Annotated in this window: 14 protein-coding genes; 4 read left to right on the top strand and 10 right to left on the bottom strand. The window is 73.0% G+C overall.

Annotated features, from left to right (window positions below):
• Window positions 1-23: 23 nt before the first annotated feature.
• The 5 genes from ACFYO5_RS08950 to ACFYO5_RS08930 all read right to left on the bottom strand — a co-directional run bounded on the left by ACFYO5_RS08950 (window position 24) and on the right by ACFYO5_RS08930 (window position 4,343).
• Window positions 24-266, bottom strand: a complete 243-nt coding sequence (locus ACFYO5_RS08950) for a DUF397 domain-containing protein (protein ID WP_356564691.1) — start codon at window positions 264-266, stop codon at window positions 24-26.
• Window positions 267-348: 82 nt separating this feature from the next.
• On the bottom strand, window positions 349-1,515 hold the full coding sequence (locus tag ACFYO5_RS08945) for a thiolase domain-containing protein (RefSeq protein WP_388705932.1): 1,167 nt from the start codon (window positions 1,513-1,515) through the stop codon (window positions 349-351).
• Window positions 1,512-2,582, bottom strand: coding sequence for a thiolase domain-containing protein (locus ACFYO5_RS08940; RefSeq protein WP_388705930.1), 1,071 nt, complete (start codon window positions 2,580-2,582; stop codon window positions 1,512-1,514). Before ACFYO5_RS08940 ends, ACFYO5_RS08945 begins: the two co-directional genes overlap by 4 nt.
• On the bottom strand, window positions 2,579-3,529 hold the full coding sequence (locus ACFYO5_RS08935) for a Zn-ribbon domain-containing OB-fold protein (RefSeq protein WP_388705928.1): 951 nt from the start codon (window positions 3,527-3,529) through the stop codon (window positions 2,579-2,581). Before ACFYO5_RS08935 ends, ACFYO5_RS08940 begins: the two co-directional genes overlap by 4 nt.
• A 13-nt stretch (window positions 3,530-3,542) precedes the next feature.
• Complete coding sequence (locus ACFYO5_RS08930) at window positions 3,543-4,343, bottom strand: crotonase/enoyl-CoA hydratase family protein (protein WP_388707161.1); 801 nt, start codon at window positions 4,341-4,343, stop codon at window positions 3,543-3,545.
• Between the two features lie 187 nt (window positions 4,344-4,530).
• On the opposite strand from ACFYO5_RS08930, the gene ACFYO5_RS08925 reads away from it, so the two are divergent.
• Complete coding sequence (locus ACFYO5_RS08925) at window positions 4,531-6,144, top strand: acyl-CoA synthetase (protein ID WP_388705926.1); 1,614 nt, start codon at window positions 4,531-4,533, stop codon at window positions 6,142-6,144.
• Window positions 6,145-6,194: 50 nt separating this feature from the next.
• Here ACFYO5_RS08925 and ACFYO5_RS08920 read toward each other — a convergent pair whose 3' ends face one another.
• Window positions 6,195-7,073 (bottom strand): alpha/beta fold hydrolase, encoded by an 879-nt coding sequence (locus ACFYO5_RS08920; protein WP_388705924.1) that lies wholly within the window; start codon window positions 7,071-7,073, stop codon window positions 6,195-6,197.
• 167 nt (window positions 7,074-7,240) lie between these two features.
• On the opposite strand from ACFYO5_RS08920, the gene paaK reads away from it, so the two are divergent.
• A complete protein-coding gene (gene paaK / locus ACFYO5_RS08915; RefSeq protein ID WP_388705922.1) occupies window positions 7,241-8,539 on the top strand; it encodes a phenylacetate--CoA ligase PaaK in 1,299 nt (432 codons plus the stop codon).
• Window positions 8,540-8,617: 78 nt separating this feature from the next.
• On the opposite strand, the gene ACFYO5_RS08910 is transcribed toward paaK, so the two are convergent.
• A complete protein-coding gene (locus ACFYO5_RS08910) occupies window positions 8,618-10,117 on the bottom strand; it encodes an acyl-CoA synthetase (RefSeq protein WP_388705919.1) in 1,500 nt (499 codons plus the stop codon).
• 197 nt (window positions 10,118-10,314) lie between these two features.
• Here ACFYO5_RS08910 and ACFYO5_RS08905 point away from each other — a divergent pair, with 197 nt between their 5' ends.
• Window positions 10,315-12,723 (top strand): penicillin acylase family protein, encoded by a 2,409-nt coding sequence (locus ACFYO5_RS08905; protein WP_388705917.1) that lies wholly within the window; start codon window positions 10,315-10,317, stop codon window positions 12,721-12,723.
• Window positions 12,724-12,742: 19 nt separating this feature from the next.
• Here ACFYO5_RS08905 and ACFYO5_RS08900 read toward each other — a convergent pair whose 3' ends face one another.
• The 3 genes from ACFYO5_RS08900 to ACFYO5_RS08890 all read right to left on the bottom strand — a co-directional run bounded on the left by ACFYO5_RS08900 (window position 12,743) and on the right by ACFYO5_RS08890 (window position 16,347).
• The gene (locus tag ACFYO5_RS08900; RefSeq protein ID WP_388705915.1) at window positions 12,743-14,296 is read right to left on the bottom strand and encodes an acyl-CoA synthetase; all 1,554 of its coding nucleotides are present in this window, start codon (window positions 14,294-14,296) and stop codon (window positions 12,743-12,745) included.
• Entirely contained in the window at window positions 14,293-15,417 is a 1,125-nt protein-coding gene (locus tag ACFYO5_RS08895; RefSeq protein ID WP_388705913.1) for an NAD(P)H-dependent flavin oxidoreductase, read from the bottom strand. Before ACFYO5_RS08895 ends, ACFYO5_RS08900 begins: the two co-directional genes overlap by 4 nt.
• Before the next feature lie 78 nt (window positions 15,418-15,495).
• The gene (locus tag ACFYO5_RS08890; protein WP_388705911.1) at window positions 15,496-16,347 is read right to left on the bottom strand and encodes a helix-turn-helix transcriptional regulator; all 852 of its coding nucleotides are present in this window, start codon (window positions 16,345-16,347) and stop codon (window positions 15,496-15,498) included.
• An 86-nt stretch (window positions 16,348-16,433) separates the two neighbouring features.
• On the opposite strand from ACFYO5_RS08890, the gene ACFYO5_RS08885 reads away from it, so the two are divergent.
• The gene (locus ACFYO5_RS08885; RefSeq protein ID WP_388705908.1) at window positions 16,434-17,240 is read left to right on the top strand and encodes an SDR family NAD(P)-dependent oxidoreductase; all 807 of its coding nucleotides are present in this window, start codon (window positions 16,434-16,436) and stop codon (window positions 17,238-17,240) included.
• Window positions 17,241-17,251 lie beyond the last annotated feature (11 nt).

The raw sequence follows: 17,251 nt of genomic DNA, 5'->3' as shown, positions 1-17,251 counted from the left end.
CGTCGGGCCGGCCCGGCGTGGCCTCAGGTCAGGTCGAACTCGCCTTCACGTGCCCCCGACACGAACGCGCCCCATTCGGCGGGCGTGAAGATCAGGGAAGGGCTCTCGGGGCGGCCGCTGTTGCGCATCGCGACGAAACCCTCGACGAAGGCGATCTGGACATCCCCCCGACCCCGGCTGCTGGACTGCCACTCGGCCTTGCTGAGGTCCAGCTCCGGCTTGTCCCAGCCCGTGAACGGCTGCTGCTGGATGGTGCTCTCGGCCACGTCCGTGCTCCTCCCGGTTCGTCGTCCGCGGCCAGCCTAGCGATCGGTTCCTGGTGCCGACAGAGCACGTGAGGGGGACCTTTCAGGACGGCGGCGGCTCCGCTCCCACCAGCCACATGGAGAAGAACTGCGAGCCGCCCCCGTAGGCGTGCCCGAGGACCCTGCGGGCCCCGTCCACCTGGTGTTCGCCCGCCTGCCCGCGGACCTGGAGGGCCGCCTCCGCGAAGCGGATCATGCCGGAGGCGCCGATGGGATTGGTGGACAGCACGCCGCCCGACATGTTGACGGGCAGGTCCCCGTCCAGCTCGGTCGCTCCGGCCTCGGTGAGTTTCCAGCCCTCGCCCTCGGCGGCGAAACCGAGGTTCTCCAGCCACATGGGCTCGTACCAGGAGAACGGCACGTACATCTCGACGGCGTCGATGTCCCGGCGCGGGTCGGAGATCCCGGCCTGCCGGTAGACGTCGGCGGCGCAGTCCTTGCCGGCCTGCGGGGAGACGGCGTCCTTCCCCGCGAACAGGGTCGGCTCGCTGCGCATCGCGCCGCCGTGCATCCAGGCGGGCCGGCGGGGCGAACGGGTCGCCCCCGCGCGGTCGGTGAGGATCATGGCGCAGGCGCCGTCGGAGGACGGGCAGGTCTCCGAGTAGCGGATGGGGTCCCACAGCATGGGCGAGGCCTGGACCTTCTCCAGGGTGATGTCGTGCTCGTGGAGGTGGGCGAGGGGGTTCTTCAGGGCGTTGCGGCGGTCCTTGTACGCGACGAGGGAGCCGATGGTGTCGGGCGCGCCGCTGCGCCGCATGTACGCGCGCACGTGCGGCGCGAAGAAGCCGCCCGCCCCGGCCAGCAGGGGCTGCTGGAAGGGGATCGGCAGGGACAGGCCCCACATGGCGTTGGATTCGGACTGTTTCTCGAAGGCGAGCGTCAGTACGGTGCCGTGGACGCGCGCCGCCACCAGGTTGGCCGCGACCAGCGCCGTCGATCCGCCGACGGAGCCCGCCGTGTGCACGCGCAGCATGGGCTTGCCGACCGCGCCGAGGGCGTCGGCGAGGTACAGCTCGGGCATCATGACGCCCTCGAAGAAGTCGGGCGCCTTGCCGAGGACGACGGCGTCGATGTCGGCCCAGGTCAGCTCGGCGTCGTCGAGGGCGCGCCGGGCGGCCTCGCGCACCAGGCCGGCGATGGAGACGTCCCGCCGGGCGGCGACGTGCTTGGTCTGGCCGATCCCGACCACGGCCACGGGCTCCTTGCTCATCGCGGATCCCCTTCGAGTACGGCGACCAGGTTCTGTTGCAGACACGGGCCGGAGGTGGCGTGGGCGAGAGCGCGGTCGGACTCGCCGCGGTGGATGCGGGCGGCGGCCTCGCCGATGCGGACGAGTCCGGCGGCCATGACCGGGTTGGCGGCGAGCGCGCCGCCGGAGGGGTTGACGCGCACGTCGTCGCCGAGGTCCAGGGCCTTGCGCAGGACGACCTCCTGGGAGGTGAAGGGGGCGTGCAGCTCGGCGGTGTCGACGGGCCGTTCGAAGGCGCCGGCCCGTTCGGCGGCCAGGCGCGTGGAGGGCGAGTCGGTGAGGTCGCGCACGCCCAGGGAGTGGGCCTCGACGCGGTGGTCGACGCCCCGGATCCAGGCCGGACGCTCGCACAGCTCGCGGGCCCGGTCGCCCGCCGCGAGGATGACGGCGGCGGCTCCGTCGCCGATGGGCGGGCAGTCGCCGGTGCGCAGCGGCCGTACGAGGTGGTCGCCGTGCGGGACCGGGCCGCGGAGCTGGGCATGGGGGTTGGCGGTGGCGTCGGAGCGGCTGCGCGCGGCGATCGCGGCGAGGGACTCCTCGTCGGTGGAGCCGGCGTCGATGAGGGCCTGGGCCTGGAGGGCGGCGAGGGCGACGGAGTCGGGCCAGAGGGGGGCGACGTAGTACGGGTCCAGCTGGCGGGTGAGGACGTCGCGGAGCGGCCCCGGCGAGGACTTGCCGTAGGCGTAGACGAGCGCGGTGTCCGCGTCGCCGGTGAGCAGTTTGGTCCAGGCCTCGTACAGCGCCCAGGCGCCGTCCATCTCGACGTGGGACTCGGAGATGGGCGGCCAGGCGCCGACGCCGTCCAGTGCCAGGGTGAAGGAGAAGGCTCGGCCGGCGAGGTAGTCGCTGGAGCCGGAGCAGGTGAAGCCGATGTCGGCGGTCTTCAGGCCGGTGCGGTCGAGGACCTCGTGCAGGACCGGCATCAGCATCTCGACCTCGGACAGGTCGTCGGAGGTGCGGCGGTGATCGGTCTGGGCGAAGGCGACGACGGCGATGTCCCGGGATCCCGCGGATGCGTGGCGCGTCACAGCAGCTCCTTGTAGGTGTCGTAGTCCGCGTCGGGTTCGCCGGTCGGCCGGTAGTGGTCGGGGTAGCGGGCGCCTTCGGTCCAGACGGGTTCGACGCGCAGTCCCATGCGCACCTGGTCGTAGGGGATGCCGCCGATCCGGCCGTGCAGGGCCAGGTCGGCGCCGTCGAGGGCGATGTGGCCGTAGACGTAGGGGACCTCTATGTCGAGATTCGCCGTGTGAGCGGCCTTGATGTTGACGATGCAGAAGGTGGTGACGGTGCCGCGGGGGCCGACCTCGACCTGCTCGGCGGTGGGGACGCCGCAGGTGGGGCAGGCGCCGCGGGGCGGGACGTACACCTTGCGGCAGGAGGGGCAGCGCTCACCGACCGTGCGCCGGTCGGAGAGGGCGGTGATGTAGGCGGTCTGGGCGCGACCGGGTGAGTAGGTGTAGTCGAGTCGGGCGGCGGCGACGATGCCGGTGACCGCGTCCTCGAACTCACCGCTGTGGCCTGTCGGTTCGGCCGGATCACCGTCGTAGGGCTCGAAGCAGGCGATGTCGGTGATCGCCCCGACGCGCTCCTGCGCCCAGCGGACGCGGACGCGCAGGCCGGTGTGCACGGTGTCGGGGCCGGGGGCGTCGAGGACGTGCAGGAGGGCGGTGTCGGCGCCGTCGAGGCGGACCAGGACCCAGGCGAAGGGGGAGGCGAGGGGCTGACCGCGGCGAGGTTCGTGGTTCCAGGCCCAGGTGGTGACCGTGCCGGTGGGGGCCACTTCGACGAGGTCGCGGAGTTCCTCGGCGGTGACCGGGTCGTACTCGACGGGCGGGACCAGGGTGCGGCCGTCGGTGGTGCGCACGCCGAGGACGACGCGGTCGCGCAGGCCGCTCAGGAAGGCGCTCTGGACCGGGCCGAGGGATCGGGTGAAGGGGAACTCGACGACCAGGGGAGCTTTGAGGACTTCGGGCACGGGGACTCCCTCGTTAGGCACGCTTGTAGACGGGTGACCGCTTCTCCGCGAAGGCGCGGGCGCCTTCCTTGGCGTCGGCGGTGGCGAAGACCGGCCAGCCGCGGGCGAGTTCGGCGGCGAGCCCGTCCGGTTCGGTCATCTGGGCGGTCTCGTACACCGAAGCCTTCACGGCCTCGACGGCCAACGGGCCGCAGGCGTTGACGCGTTCGGCGATTGCCAGGGCCTTCTCCAGGGCCGTGCCGTCGGGGACCACATGGCCGATCAGCCCGATCGCGGCGGCCTCGCGCGCGGTGTACGGCCGTCCGGTGAGCAGCATCTCCAGGGCGTGGGTGCGCGGGATCTGGCGCGGCAGACGGACGGTGGAGCCGCCGATGGGGAACAGTCCGCGACGCACCTCGAAGAGGCCGAAGGTGGCGGACTCGCCGGCGACACGGATGTCGGTGCCCTGGAGCATCTCGGTGCCGCCGGCGACGCAGTACCCCTCGACGGCGGCGATCACGGGTTTGCGAGGGCGGTGGTGGCGCAGCATCGCCTTCCAGTGCAGGTCGGGATCGGCCTGGAGCCGGTCGCGGTACCGCTCGCCCGCCATGCCGTCTCCGGCGAGTGCCTTGAGGTCCATGCCGGAGCAGAAGGAGCCGCCCGCGCCGGTGAGGACGACGGAGCGGACCGAGTCGTCCTCGTCCGCCTCGATCCAGCCGTCGTGGAGGCCGACGAGCATGGCCGGTGAGAGCGCGTTGCGTGCCTCCGGCCTGTCGAGGGTGAGCACGAGTGTGGCGCCTTCGCGCCGCACGGTGAGGTGTTCCGTACCGCCCACGGCCGTCTCCCGTCTGCCTGCCACGTCCAGAACGAGAACAGGTTGCAGGAGTGGTGATGGCACTTCAAGGGTTTTCTGACAGACAGTCAGATTTCTTGGTGCGGGGCCTTCCCACTTGAGGCGCCCTTTGCTCTGATGACCGGCGACCGTCACTAGAGCCAGGCCCGGTGCGAGGTCAGGAGGAACGGTGGAGTACAACCTTGCCGACCTGTTCGAGTCGGTCGTCGACGTGGTACCGGACCGCGAGGCGCTGGTGTACGTCGATCGGCCGGGGACGGGCGCGGAACGCCGGCTGACGTACGCCGAGCTGGACGCGGCGGCCAACCGGATCGGCCATCACCTTCTCGACAGCGGCGTCCGCCCCGGCGAACACCTCGGACTGCACCTCTACAACGGCGTCGAGTACCTCCAGACCGTGCTCGGCTGCCTGAAGGCGCGGATCGTGCCGGTCAACGTCAACTACCGCTACGTCCAGGACGAGTTGGTCTACCTCTACCGGGACGCCGACCTGGTCGCGCTGGTCTTCGACGCGGAGTTCACGGAGCGGGTGGCGGGGGCTCTGCCGCGGGTGCCGCGACTGCGGCACGCGATCCGGGTGGGGGCGGGTCCGGACGCCTCCCTCACGGCCGTTCCCTTCGCGGACGCCGAGGCGGGCGGTTCCCCGGAGCGCGGGTTCCCGGCGCGCTCGGGGGACGACCAGTTCATCATCTACACCGGCGGGACGACCGGGCTGCCCAAGGGGGTGATGTGGCGTCAGGAGGACCTGTTCTTCGCGGGGCTGGGCGGTGGGGCGCCGACCGGGGAACCGGTGCGCGAGCCGGCGGAGCTGGCCGAGCGGGTCGCGGCCGGCGGGTCGGGGATCACCTTCTTCCCCACTCCCCCGCTGATGCACGGAACCTCCACGCTGACGGCGTTCGTCGGCTTCCACTTCGGCCAACGCGTGGTCCTGCACCGCAAGTTCGTGCCCGAGGAGGTGCTGCGGACCGTGGCGAAGGAGAAGGTCACGAGCATCTCCCTGGTGGGCGACGCGATGCTCCGACCGCTCATCGACGCGCTCCAGGGCCCGATGAAGGGCACCGACTGCTCGTCGGTCTTCAGCGTCTCCTCGTCGGGGGCCATCATGTCGGACACGGTCCGCGCGCAGTTCCGGGCGCTCATGCCGAACGCGATGCTGCTGAACAACTTCGGCTCCTCCGAGTCCGGGTTCAACGGCACGGCGACGGACGACTCGGGGCCCGAGCGCGGCTTCCGCGTCCGCGTCAACCCCCGCACCCGGGTGGTCGATCCGGTCACCCGCGAGCCGGTGACACCGGGCGAGGTGGGCCGGGTCGCCCAGCACGGCCACGTGCCCCTCGGCTACTACAACGACCCGGCGAAGACGGCCGAGACCTTCTTCGAGAAGGACGGCGAGCGCTGGGTGCTGCTCGGCGACATGGCCACCGTCGACGAGGACGGGGTGGTGATCGTCCTGGGCCGGGGCTCGCAGTGCATCAACACCGGCGGCGAGAAGGTGTACCCCGAGGAGGTCGAGCAGGCCCTCAAGGCGCATCCGGACGTGTACGACGCCCTGGTGGCGGGCGTGCCGGACGCCACCTGGGGCAGCCATGTGGCCGCGGTCGTCCAGTTGCGCACGGGAGCGCCGCGCCCCTCCCTCCAGGACATCCAGACCCACTGCCGTACCCGCCTCGCCGGCTACAAGATCCCGCGCCAGCTCGTGGTCACGGAGTCCGTCCGCCGCTCACCGAGCGGCAAGGCGGACTACCGGTGGGCACGGGAGGTGGCGGTGGCCGCGGACGGCTGACGGACGACAACTCACGGCTGACGGCCGACGGCTGACGGCGGGGCCGGAGGTCAGCCCCGTCCGGCCGTCGGCCGGGGTGCCCCCGTGCCGGCCAGGAAGGCCTCCGTGCGGCTGGTGAACCAGCGCGGGTCGTCCAGCCACGGGTAGTGGGCGGCACCGGGCTGCACGGCGAACTCGGCGTGCGGGAAGGCGTCGGCGACGATCCGGGCCAGTGCGGGGCGGGGGCCGCCGTCCACTTCGCCGGCGAGCACCAGTACCGGGGCGTCGACGCGGGCCAGGGCGGCCCGCAGGGCGGGCGGGTCGTAGGCGGCGGGGTCGTGGAAGCGGCCGGCCGCGTCCTCGTCGGTCTGCTCGTCGGCGGCGGCGGCGTGGGCGCGGGCGGTGTCGTCCCAGCGGCCGTAGAAGAAGGCGTCGACGGCCGCGAAGTCGACGTCGACGTCGTCCCTGCCGGTCAGCCATGCCTCGAACGCGGGGAAGGCGGTCGCGAACCAGGGCTCGTTCGCGCGCAGCCGCGCCGCAGCGATCCGTTCCTCGGGGGTGGCGGGCCGCCCCAGGGCCCAGGGGATGGCCGTCACGAGGACGAGCCGGGCCACCTGCCGGGGATGGCGGGCCGCGTAGAGCATGGCGAGGCTGCCGCCCGCCGAGTGCGCCAGGAGATCCATCCGCTCCAGGCCCAGGTGGACCCGGAGCGCCTCGACGTCCTCCACCTGGCGGTCGCAGCGGTACGTCGCCGGGTCGGCCGGGGCCGCGGAGCCGCCGGTGCCGCGCAGGTCGAGCAGGATCAGGCGGCGGTGGGCGGCCAGGCCACCGAGGTCGCCCAGGTACCGGGAGGCCCGCATGGGGCCGCCGGGCAGGACGACGAGGGGCTCGCCCTCCCCCCGGACGTGGTAGGCGAGGGCGGTCCCGTCGGGTGCGGTGAAGATCGGCATGCGCAGATCCTCGGTGCCCGGCGGGTCCGCGCGCAACGCGTCACCGGAGGTCCGGAAAGTGCGGCCCGGCCCCTTGCCTCCCCGCCGTACGTCTGGGTCAATGATCCGTGGGGGATCGACCGAATGATCGGTCGCCCGGATTGGCGCGGTTGGCGAGGGAGGCGTCCGTGGCGGATGCGAGGGACCTGCGGGACGAGGGCGAACGGCTCGGTCTGGACGCGCTGCGGGCGCTGCAACTGGAGCGGCTGCGGTCCTCGTTGCGGCACGCCTACGCCCATGTGCCGTTCCACCGTGAGTCGTTCGACAAGGCCGGTGTCCACCCCGACGACTGCCGGGACCTCGCCGACCTCGCCCGGTTCCCCCTCACCACCAAGGCGGACCTGCGCGAGCACTACCCGTACGGCATGTTCGCCGTGCCGCGCGAACGGATCCGCCGGATCCACGCCTCCAGCGGCACCACCGGCCGGCCGACCGTCGTCGGGTACACCGAGAACGACCTGTCCCTGTGGGCGGACCTGGTGGCCCGTTCGATCAGGGCGGCGGGCGGGCGTCCCGGCGACACGGTCCATGTGGCCTACGGATACGGCCTGTTCACCGGCGGACTGGGCGCCCACCACGGCGCCGAACGGCTCGGCTGCACGGTGGTCCCCGCGTCCGGTGGCATGACCTCTCGCCAGGTGCGGCTGATCCAGGACCTGCGGCCGGAGATCATCATGGTGACCCCGTCCTACCTGCTCACCCTGCTCGACGAGTTCGAGCGGCAGGGCGTCGATCCGCGCGGCACCTCCCTGCGGGTGGGGATCTGCGGCGCCGAGCCGTGGACGGAGGAGATGCGCCGGGAGATCGAGGCACGGTTCGCGATCGACGCGGTCGACATATACGGCCTGTCGGAGGTGATCGGCCCCGGAGTCGCGCAGGAGTGCGTGGAGACCAAGGACGGGCTGCACATCTGGGAGGACCACTTCTACCCGGAGATCGTCGACCCCCTCACGGGCGAGGTGGCGCCCGAGGGCGAGGAGGGCGAGCTGGTGTTCACCTCGCTCACCAAGGAGGCGATGCCCGTGATCCGGTACCGGACCCGGGACCTCACCCGGCTGCTGCCGGGCACGGCGAGGGTGTTCCGCCGGATGAGGAAGGTGACCGGACGCAGCGACGACATGGTCGTCCTGCGCGGCGTCAACCTCTTTCCCACCCAGGTGGAGGAGATCGTGCTGCGCACGCCGGGGGTCGCCCCGCACTTCCAGCTGCGGCTGACCCGCGAGGGCCGGCTCGACACCCTCACGGTCCGCGCGGAGGCCCGGCCCGACGCCACGCCCGAGGACCGTGACACGGCAGCGCGCTCGATCGCGGCGGCCGTGAAGGACGGTGTCGGCGTCTCGGTCGCCGTCGAGGTCGTGGACCCCGAGTCGTTGGAGCGGTCGGTGGGGAAGATCCGGAGGATCGTGGACCTGCGCCCGCGCGGGTAGGGACGGGCCGGCGCCCCCGGGACACGCACTACGCGCCGGAACAGCGGTCCGGCAGCTCACACCTCCCCCGGACACACGCTAGGCGCCGGAGAAGCGGTCCCGCAGCTCCCGCTTGAGGATCTTCCCGCTGGCGTTGCGCGGCAGCTCGTCCACGAACACCACCCGCTTGGGCGCCTTGAACGCGGGGAGCTTCTGGCGGACGTGGTCCATGAGTTCGTCCTCCGTCACCTCGCCGCGGGCGACCACGACCGCGGTGACGGCCTCGATCCACTTCTCGTCGGGCAGGCCGATCACGGCGGCCTCGGCGACGGCCTGGTGCGTGTACAGGGCGTCCTCCACCTGGCGCGAAGCGACCAGCACGCCACCGGAGTTGATGACGTCCTTCACCCGGTCGACGATCGTGAGGTATCCGTGGGCGTCGCGCACGGCGAGGTCGCCGGAGTGGAACCAGCCGTCGCGGAACGCGGCGGCGGTCTCCTCGGGCTTGTCCCAGTAGCCCTCGCACAACTGGGGGGAGCGGTAGACGATCTCGCCGGGCGTGCCGTCCGGCACCTCCGCGCCGTTCTCGTCGACCACGCGCGCGTCGACGAACAGGACGGGACGTCCGCAGGAGTCCATCCGGCCCCGGTGCTCGTCGGGGGCGAGGACGGTGGCGAGGGGGCCGATCTCGCTCTGGCCGAAGCAGTTGTAGAGGCGGAGCTTGGGCAGGCGCTCGCGCAGCCGTTCCAGGACGGGGACGGGCATGGCCGACGCCCCGTAGTAGGCCTTGCGCAGTCCGCCGAGGTCGCGGGTGCCGAAGTCGGGCCGGTCGGTGAGGCCGATCCACACGGTGGGCGGGGCGAAGAGGCTGTCGACGCGGTCCGTCTCGATCAGGTCGAACAGCCGGTCGCCGTCGGGTGCGTCCAGGATGACGTTGGTGGCGCCCACGGCGAGGTACGGCAGCAGGAACACGTGCATCTGCGCCGAGTGGTAGAGGGGCAGCGAGTGCGCGGGGCGGTCCCCGGCGCTCAGGTCCAGGGCGGTGATCGCGCTGAGGTACTCGTGGACCAGGGCGCGGTGGGTCATCATCGCGCCCTTGGGCAGGGCCGTCGTACCGGAGGTGTACAGCAGCTGGACCAGGTCCTCGCCGCGCGGTTCGGGGCCGTCGTACGCGGGGGCGGCGGCCGACAGGGCGAGGAGCGAGTCGTCGGCGTCGCGCAGCGGCAGCGTCCGTACGCCGTCGGGCAGCCGGCCGGCGAGGCCGGGGTCGGTGAGCACCAGGGTGCTGCCCGACTGGCCGACGATGTACGCGAGGTCGTCGCCGGTGAGGTTCTGGTTGACGGGGACGTGGACCAGGCCGGCCCGGGCGCAGGCGAGGAACGCGATCAGGTAGGCGTCGGAGTTGTGGCCGTAGGCGCCGATCCGGTCGCCGGGGGCGAGGCCCTGGCCGAGCAGGGCGCTCGCCGCGCGGGAGACGACCTCGTCGAGTTCCTCGTACGTCCAGGTGCGGTCGCGGTACTCCACCGCGACGCGTGCGGGGGTGCGTCGGGCGCTGCGGCGCAGCACCCCGTCGACGGTGCTGCCGTGTCCGGGCGTCATGGCACATGATCCTCGGCGGGCCGCCGGAGCAGGTCAAGTCACCGGCGGGGCCGGGCCGGCGCGCCCGTCCAGCCGGCGGCCGCGCCGTGCGAGCGGGGCCCGCCCCGTTCCCGTCCCGGTTCGACGAGCGTCCTGACGCGGCACATACCCGCTGGTACCCTCAACCGCCCCTTCCTCCAACGATGTTGAGAGGCACGATGCGCACCCGCCCGAGACGAATCGTCGTCGCCGCCGTCGCCCTGCTCACCGCCGCCACGGGCACGCTCCCGGCGACCGCGGCCGACCGGCCCGACGACCGGAGCCGCAAGGAACACCCCTCCGCCGGAGGCCTGTCCGCCGTGGTCCGCTACACCGAGTACGGCATCCCGCACATACTCGCCCGCGACTACGCGGACCTCGGCTTCGGCACCGGCTGGGCGCAGGCCGCCGACCAGGTCTGCACCGTCGCCGACGGCTTCGTGACCGTGCGCGGTGAGCGTTCGCGGTACTTCGGCCCCGACGCGGCGACCGACCTCTCGCTCTCCTCGGCCGCCAAGAACCTCTCCAGCGACCTCTACTTCCGCGGGGTACGCGACACCGGCACCGTGGAGCGGCTGCTCGCGCGGCCGGCGCCCGCCGGTCCGAGTCGTACCGCCAAGGAACTGATGCGGGGCTACGCCGCCGGGTACAACGCCTGGCTGCGGCAGAACCGGATCACCGATCCCGCCTGCAAGGGCGCCGCCTGGGTGCGGCCGGTCACCACGCTCGACGTGGCCGCCCGCGGCTACGCGCTCGCCGTCCTCGGCGGCCAGGGCCGGGCCGTGGACGGCATCACGGCCGCGCAGCCGCCCGCCGCCGCGTCCGACGCCGTCCTCGACCCGGCGCGCACCGCGCGTGCCGCCGCCGAACTCCTCGCGGCCGACTCCGCCGACATGGGCTCCAACGCGGTGGCGTTCGGCGGTGCCACCACGGCGAACGGCCGCGGACTGCTGCTCGGCAACCCGCACTACCCGTGGCAGGGCGGCCGCCGCTTCTGGCAGTCGCAACAGACCATACCGGGCGAGCTGGACGTGGCCGGCGCCTCGCTCCTGGGCACGCCGACCGTGTCCATCGGCCACAACGCGCACGTCGCCTGGAGTCACACCGTGGCCACCGGCGTCCCCCTCAACCTCCACCAGCTCACGCTGGATCCGGCCGACCCGACGGTCTACCTGGTCGACGGCGCACCCGCACGCATGACGAAGCGCGCGGTGACGGTCGCGGTCCGGGGCGGCACCCCGGTGACCCGCACCCAGTGGTGGACGCGCTACGGACCGGTGGTCACCTCCCTCGGCAGCGGCCTCCCACTGCCCTGGACGAGCACCACGGCGTACGCCCTCAACGACCCCAACGCCACCAACCTCCGCAGCTCCGACACCGCGCTCGGTTTCGGCCGGGCCCGCGGCACTTCGGACGTCCTCGGCGCGCTGCGCCGCACCCAGGGCCTCCCGTGGGTGAACACGATCGCCGCCGACTCCCGCGGCCACACCCTGTTCACCCAGTCCCAGGTCCTCCCCCGCATCACCGACGAACTGGCACAGCGCTGCTCCACCCCGCTCGGCCGGGCCACCTACCCGGCGTCGGGCGTGGCGGTCCTGGACGGCTCGCGCGGCGACTGCGCGCCCGGCCGTGACGCCGACGCCGTGGAGCCCGGCATCTTCGGGCCGGCCGCGCTGCCCACCCTGCGGGACGCGCCGTACGCGGAGAACTCCAACGACAGTGCCTGGCTGGCCAACGCGGACCGGCCGCTCACCGGTTACGAGCGGGTCTTCGGCACCGTCGGCACCGCGCGGTCCCTGCGCACGCGAGGGGCGCTGGAGGACGTGGCGGCGCTGGCCGACCGCGGCGCTCTGACCGTGCGCGACCTGCAACGGCAGCAGTACGCCAACCGGGTGCCGGCCGCCGATCTGGCCGCCGCGGATGCGGCCCGGGCCTGCGACGCGCTGCCGGGCGGCACCGCGACGGGCAGCGGCGGCCAGGCGGTCGACGTGAGCGGGGCCTGCGGGGTGCTGGCCGCGTGGGACCACAAGGCCGACACCGGCAGCCGGGGAGCGCTGCTGTTCGACCGCTTCTGGCGACGGTTCCCGGCGGCCCGGCAGTGGAAGGTGCCGTTCTCGGCGGCCGACCCGGTGGGCACCCCGCGCACCCTCGACACGGACGCGCCGGCCTTCACCACCGCCCTCGCGGACGCGGTCGCCGAACTGCGCGCGGCGGGCATCCCACTGGACGCCCCGCTGGGCGCGCACCAGTTCGTCGTCCGGGGCGGCGCACGCCTCCCCGTGCCGGGCGGCACCGAGTCCCTCGGCGTCTGGAACAAGGTCGAGTCCGTGTGGGACCCGGCCGGCGGCGGCTACACCGAGGTGACGACCGGCTCCAGCTACCTCCAGGCCGTCGGCTGGGACGGCGGCCGCTGCCCGGTGGCCCGGACCCTGCTGACGTACTCCCAGTCCTCGGACCCCGGCTCCCGCCACTACGACGACCAGACCCGGTTGTTCTCGGCGGAGAAGTGGGTGACGTCCCGGTTCTGCGAGAAGGACATCCTGTCCTCGCCGGCCCTGCGGGTGGTCCGGGTGGGTGAGTACGGATGAGCCTCACGGCCGGTGCCGCTCAGAGCGGCCTGGTGCGGCCCTCCCAGTACGGCTCCCGCAGCCGCCGTTTGTACAGCTTGCCGTTGGGGTCGCGGGGCATCTCGGCGATGAAGTCGATGCTCCGGGGCCGTTTGTAGCCGGCGAGGCGGTCGGCGCAGTGGGCGAGGAGGTCGGCGGCGAGTCCGGGTCCGGGCCGGTGGCCGGGGGCCGGTTCGACGACGGCCCTGACCTCCTCGCCCCAGTCGTCGTGCGGGATGCCGAAGGCGGCGGCGTCGGCGACGGCGGGGTGCGCGAGCAGGGCGGACTCGATCTCCGCGGGGTAGATGTTGACGCCGCCCGAGATGATGAGGTCGATCTTGCGGTCGCGCAGGAACAGGTAGCCGTCCTCGTCGAGGCAGCCGAGGTCGCCGACGGTGAAGAAGTCACCGATGCGGTTCTTGCGGGTCTTCGCCTCGTCCTTGTGGTAGCTGAAGGCGCCGGTGCTCATCTTCATGTAGACGGTGCCGAGTTCCCCGGGCGGCAGCCGGTTGCCCTCGTCGTCGAAGACGGCGAGTTCGCTGATGGGCCAGGCCTTGCCGACCGTGCCGGGCTTCTTCAGCCAGTCCTCGGCCGTCGCGAAGGCGCCGCCGCCCTCGCTGGCCGCGTAGTACTCCTCCACGCACTCGCCCCACCACTCGATCATCGCCCGCTTCACGTGGTCGGGGCAGGGCGCGGCGCCGTGGATGGCGTGCCGCATGGAGGAGACGTCGTAGCGCGCCCGCACGTCGTCGGGGAGGGCGAGGAGGCGGTGGAACTGGGTCGGGACCATGTGGGTGTGGGTGCACCGGTGTGCGTCGATGAGGCGGAGCATGTCGCGGGGGGTCCACTTGTCCATGAGCACCAGCCGGTGACCGATGTGCAGGGACGCCCCCGCGAACTGGAGCACGGCCGTGTGGTAGAGCGGCGAGCAGACCAGGTGCACGTTGCCGTCGAAGGGCCTGATGCCGAAGATGCCGAGGAAGCCGCCGAGGTACGCCTCCTCGGGCGGCCTGCCGGGCAGCGGACGCCGGATCCCGCGCGGGCGCCCCGTCGTACCGGACGTGTAGTTCATGACCCAGCCGAGGGTGCGGTCGCGGGGTGCCGACTCCGGTCGTCCTTCGAGGAGTTCGTCGTACGGCCGGAAGCCGGCGACCTCGCCGACGGCGTACCGGTGGGTGGCGGGGAGGGCGGCCTCGTCGGCGGCCCGGCGCGCCTCGTCGGCGAAGCGCTCGTGGGCGAGGAGGACCTTCGCGCCGGAGTCGGAGACGATCCAGGCGATCTCGGGGCCGACGAGGTGGTGGTTGACGGGGACGAGGTAGAACCCGGCCTGGCTGGCCGCCAGGTACGCGGTGAGGAACTCGGGCGAGTTGGGCAGGACGACGGCGAAGGCGTCGCCGCGTTCCATCCCGGCCGCGCGCAGACCGTGGACGAGGCGGTTGGCGGCGGCGTGCAGGCGTCCGGCGGTCCACTCCTCGCCGTCCGGCGCGATCATCACCGTACGGCCGGGGTCCTCGGTGGCCTGGGCCCAGAAGCCGGTGGGCGGTGTGCTCGTCACTGACCGCTCCTTCCTGCGATGCGGTTGACGCGGTCGACGGCCTGTTCGAAGCCGCGGGTGAGGTCGTCGAAGACGGCACGGACGCCGCGGACCTCGTTCATCCGGCCGACGATCTGCCCCACGGGGGTGCCGAGCAGCGGGTCGACCTCGTACTTCTGGATCCGTGACACGGCCTCGGCGACGAGCAGGCCCTGCAGCGGCATCGGGAGGGGGCCGGGCCCGTCGGGGGCGTCCCAGGCGTCGGTCCATTCGGTACGGAGCTGACGTGCGGGTTTGCCGGTGAGGGCGCGGGAGCGGACGGTGTCGCCGGAGCCGGCCGCGAGGAGTTTGCGGGTCAGGGCGGAGGAGTGCAGGTCGGCCTCGGCGGTGGTCAGCCAGAGGGAGCCGAGCCACACGCCCTGGGCGCCGAGGGCGAGGGCGGCGGCGATCTGCCGTCCGCTGCCGATGCCGCCGGCGGCCAGCACCGGCAGCGGGGCGACGGCGTCCACGACCTCGGGGGTGAGCACCATGGAGGCGATCTCGCCGGTGTGACCGCCGGCCTCGTAGCCCTGGGCGACGACGATGTCGATGCCCGCGTCCCGGTGCTTCAGCGCGTGCCGGGCGCTGCCCGCGAGCGCGGCGACCGGCACGCCGCGTTCATGGGCGCGGGCCACCACGTCGGGGGGCGGGGACCCGAGGGCGTTGGCCAGCAGCCGGATCGGGTAGTCGAAGGCGACGTCGAGCTGACCGCGGGCGACGTGCTCCATCCAGCCGGTGATGCGCCAGCCCGCCGCCTCGCCCTCGGCGAGTTCGGGCACACCGTGCTTGGCGAGGGTGTCCCGTACGAACCGGCGGTGCCCTTCGGGGATCATCGCCTCGACGTCGGCCTCGGTCAGTGTGCGGTCGTTCGTGGCCTCGGCCTTCTTCGCGGGCATGACGACGTCCAGGCCGTACGGTCTGCCGTCGACGTGTGCCTCGATCCAGTCGAGGTCGCGCCGCAGATCGTCGGGGGCGGTGTAGCGGACCGCGCCGAGCACGCCGAAGCCGCCGGCGCGGCTGATGGCCGCGGCCACCGCGGGGAACGGTGTGAAGCCGAAGACGGCGTGCTCGACTCCCAGTTGGTTGCTCAGCTCCGTCTGCATGGGCGCAGGATGCCGCAGGGGTCCGGACGACGGAAGAGATTTTCTGATACTCCGTCAGATTGACTGGCCCTCGATCCTTCAGCGGGCCACGTCCATCCGCTGGGTGCCGATGACGGACAGCAGCCGCAGCGCCGCCTCCGACGGCGAGCCGGGGGCGGCCGTGTAGATGACGACCCGCTGGTCCCGGTCGGTGATGTCCAGGACGTCGCAGTCGACGGTGACGGGGCCGACGAGGGGATGGTCGAAGGTCTTGCGGAGGGTGGGCCGGGCGGTCACCTCGTGAGCGGCCCACAGCCGGGCGAACTCCTCGCTGCCGTCGACGAGTTCGGCGATCAGCTCGGTCAGTTCCGGGTCGTCGGGATAGCGCGCGGCGGCGGCGCGCAGATGCTGGGCCGCGGTCCGGGCGAACTCGTCGGCGTCCGACACGCCGTACAGCCGCCGTCCGCCGCCCGGCTGCTGGAGGAAGGCCCGCCGGACGACGTTGCGGTCGCGGCGCGACAGGGCGGAGAAGTCCTCCATGAGGGCGGCGGCCAGGTCGTTCCAGGCGATGACCTCGTACGTCGCCGACAGCACGAACGCCGCGGCCTGCGGCAGCCGGTGCAGCAGGTCGACGATGCTCTGCCGCACCTCGCGCGAAGGGCCCGACGGCGGACCCTGCGGGGTGCCCGCCAGGTGGTGCAGGTGGTCGCGTTCCGCGTCCGACAGACGCAGTGCGCGGGCCAGTTGGGCGAGCACCTCACGGGACGGGCGCGGGCCGCGGGCCTGCTCCAGGCGCGTGTAGTACTCGGTGGAGATGTACGCCAGTTGCGCGACCTCTTCCCGGCGCAGCCCCGGCGTGCGACGGCGCTGCCCGGCGGGAAGGCCCACGTCGGCGGGGGCGATGCGCTCACGTCGGGTGCGCAGGAATTCGGCCAGCTCTCGTCGGTCCACGCCTCCAGTGTGCGCGGGACCCGGCCGCTCATCCAGGTACCGGCGGTGCCTGGATGGGTTCGGCGGCCGGGCGCAGGCTCGTCGGCATGACGAACACGACGCACATGACCGACGGCACCACCGGCACGACCACCTCGGGGCTGCTCGCCGACAAGGTCGCCTTCATCACCGGCGCGGGGCGCGGCATCGGCGCCGCCGCGGCGCGGCTGTTCGCCCGGGAGGGCGCCCGGGTGCTCCTCGCGGCCCGCACGGAGACCCAGCTCAAGGCGGTGACCGAGGAGATCAGGGCCGCGGGCGGCACCGCCGACCACGTCCACTGCGACCTCGCGGACCCGGCGAGCGTCCGCGCCGCCGTCGACCGGACGGTGGAGCTGTACGGCAGGCTCGACGTCGCCTTCAACAACGCGGCGACGATCCAGTCGCCCGGGCCGATGGACCAGCTGACCGAGGCCGAGTTCGACCATGTGTACGCCGTCAACCTCAAAGGGCCCTGGGTGGCCATGAACGCCGAGATCGCCGCCATCCGGGCCACCGCGGGCAGCGGGGCCATCGTGAACACCTCCAGCGTCGGCAGCCTCATGGGCAACCCCGCCCTGCCGGCCTACGGGGCGGCGAAGCGGGCGCTGAACAGCCTCACGGCCTCGGCCGCGATGACGTACGGGCCGGAGGGCATCCGCGTCAACGCGATCGCTCCCGGCACCACGATGACCGAGATGATCGACGCCTGGGAGCAGGCCTCCCCCGGCATCGTCGACCAGCTCAACGCCCAGACCCCGCTGGGCCGCGGCGCCCACCCCTCGGAGGTCGCCGAGGCCGCGGCGTGGCTGCTGAGCGACCGCGCCTCCTATGTCACCGGGACGGTGCTGCGGGTGGACGGGGGCATGCGGTCCTGAAGGGCACCGCA

Origin of the sequence: Streptomyces sp. NPDC006259, from assembly GCF_042870975.1 — a bacterium.
Lineage (GTDB): Bacteria > Actinomycetota > Actinomycetes > Streptomycetales > Streptomycetaceae > Streptomyces.
Note: the sequence above shows the minus strand (reverse complement) of the source record. Positions and strands in the feature narration are given on the sequence as shown.

Excerpts from the sequence above, each read along its gene's own strand:
- ACFYO5_RS08895 (WP_388705913.1), bottom strand. The coding sequence starts at position 15,417 with ATGCAGACGGAGCTGAGCAACCAACTGGGAGTCGAGCACGCCGTCTTC.
- ACFYO5_RS08920 (WP_388705924.1), bottom strand. The coding sequence starts at position 7,073 with ATGCCGATCTTCACCGCACCCGACGGGACCGCCCTCGCCTACCACGTC.
- ACFYO5_RS08945 (WP_388705932.1), bottom strand. The coding sequence starts at position 1,515 with ATGAGCAAGGAGCCCGTGGCCGTGGTCGGGATCGGCCAGACCAAGCAC.
- ACFYO5_RS08885 (WP_388705908.1), top strand. The coding sequence starts at position 16,434 with ATGACGAACACGACGCACATGACCGACGGCACCACCGGCACGACCACC.
- ACFYO5_RS08910 (WP_388705919.1), bottom strand. The coding sequence starts at position 10,117 with ATGACGCCCGGACACGGCAGCACCGTCGACGGGGTGCTGCGCCGCAGC.
- ACFYO5_RS08905 (WP_388705917.1), top strand. The coding sequence starts at position 10,315 with ATGCGCACCCGCCCGAGACGAATCGTCGTCGCCGCCGTCGCCCTGCTC.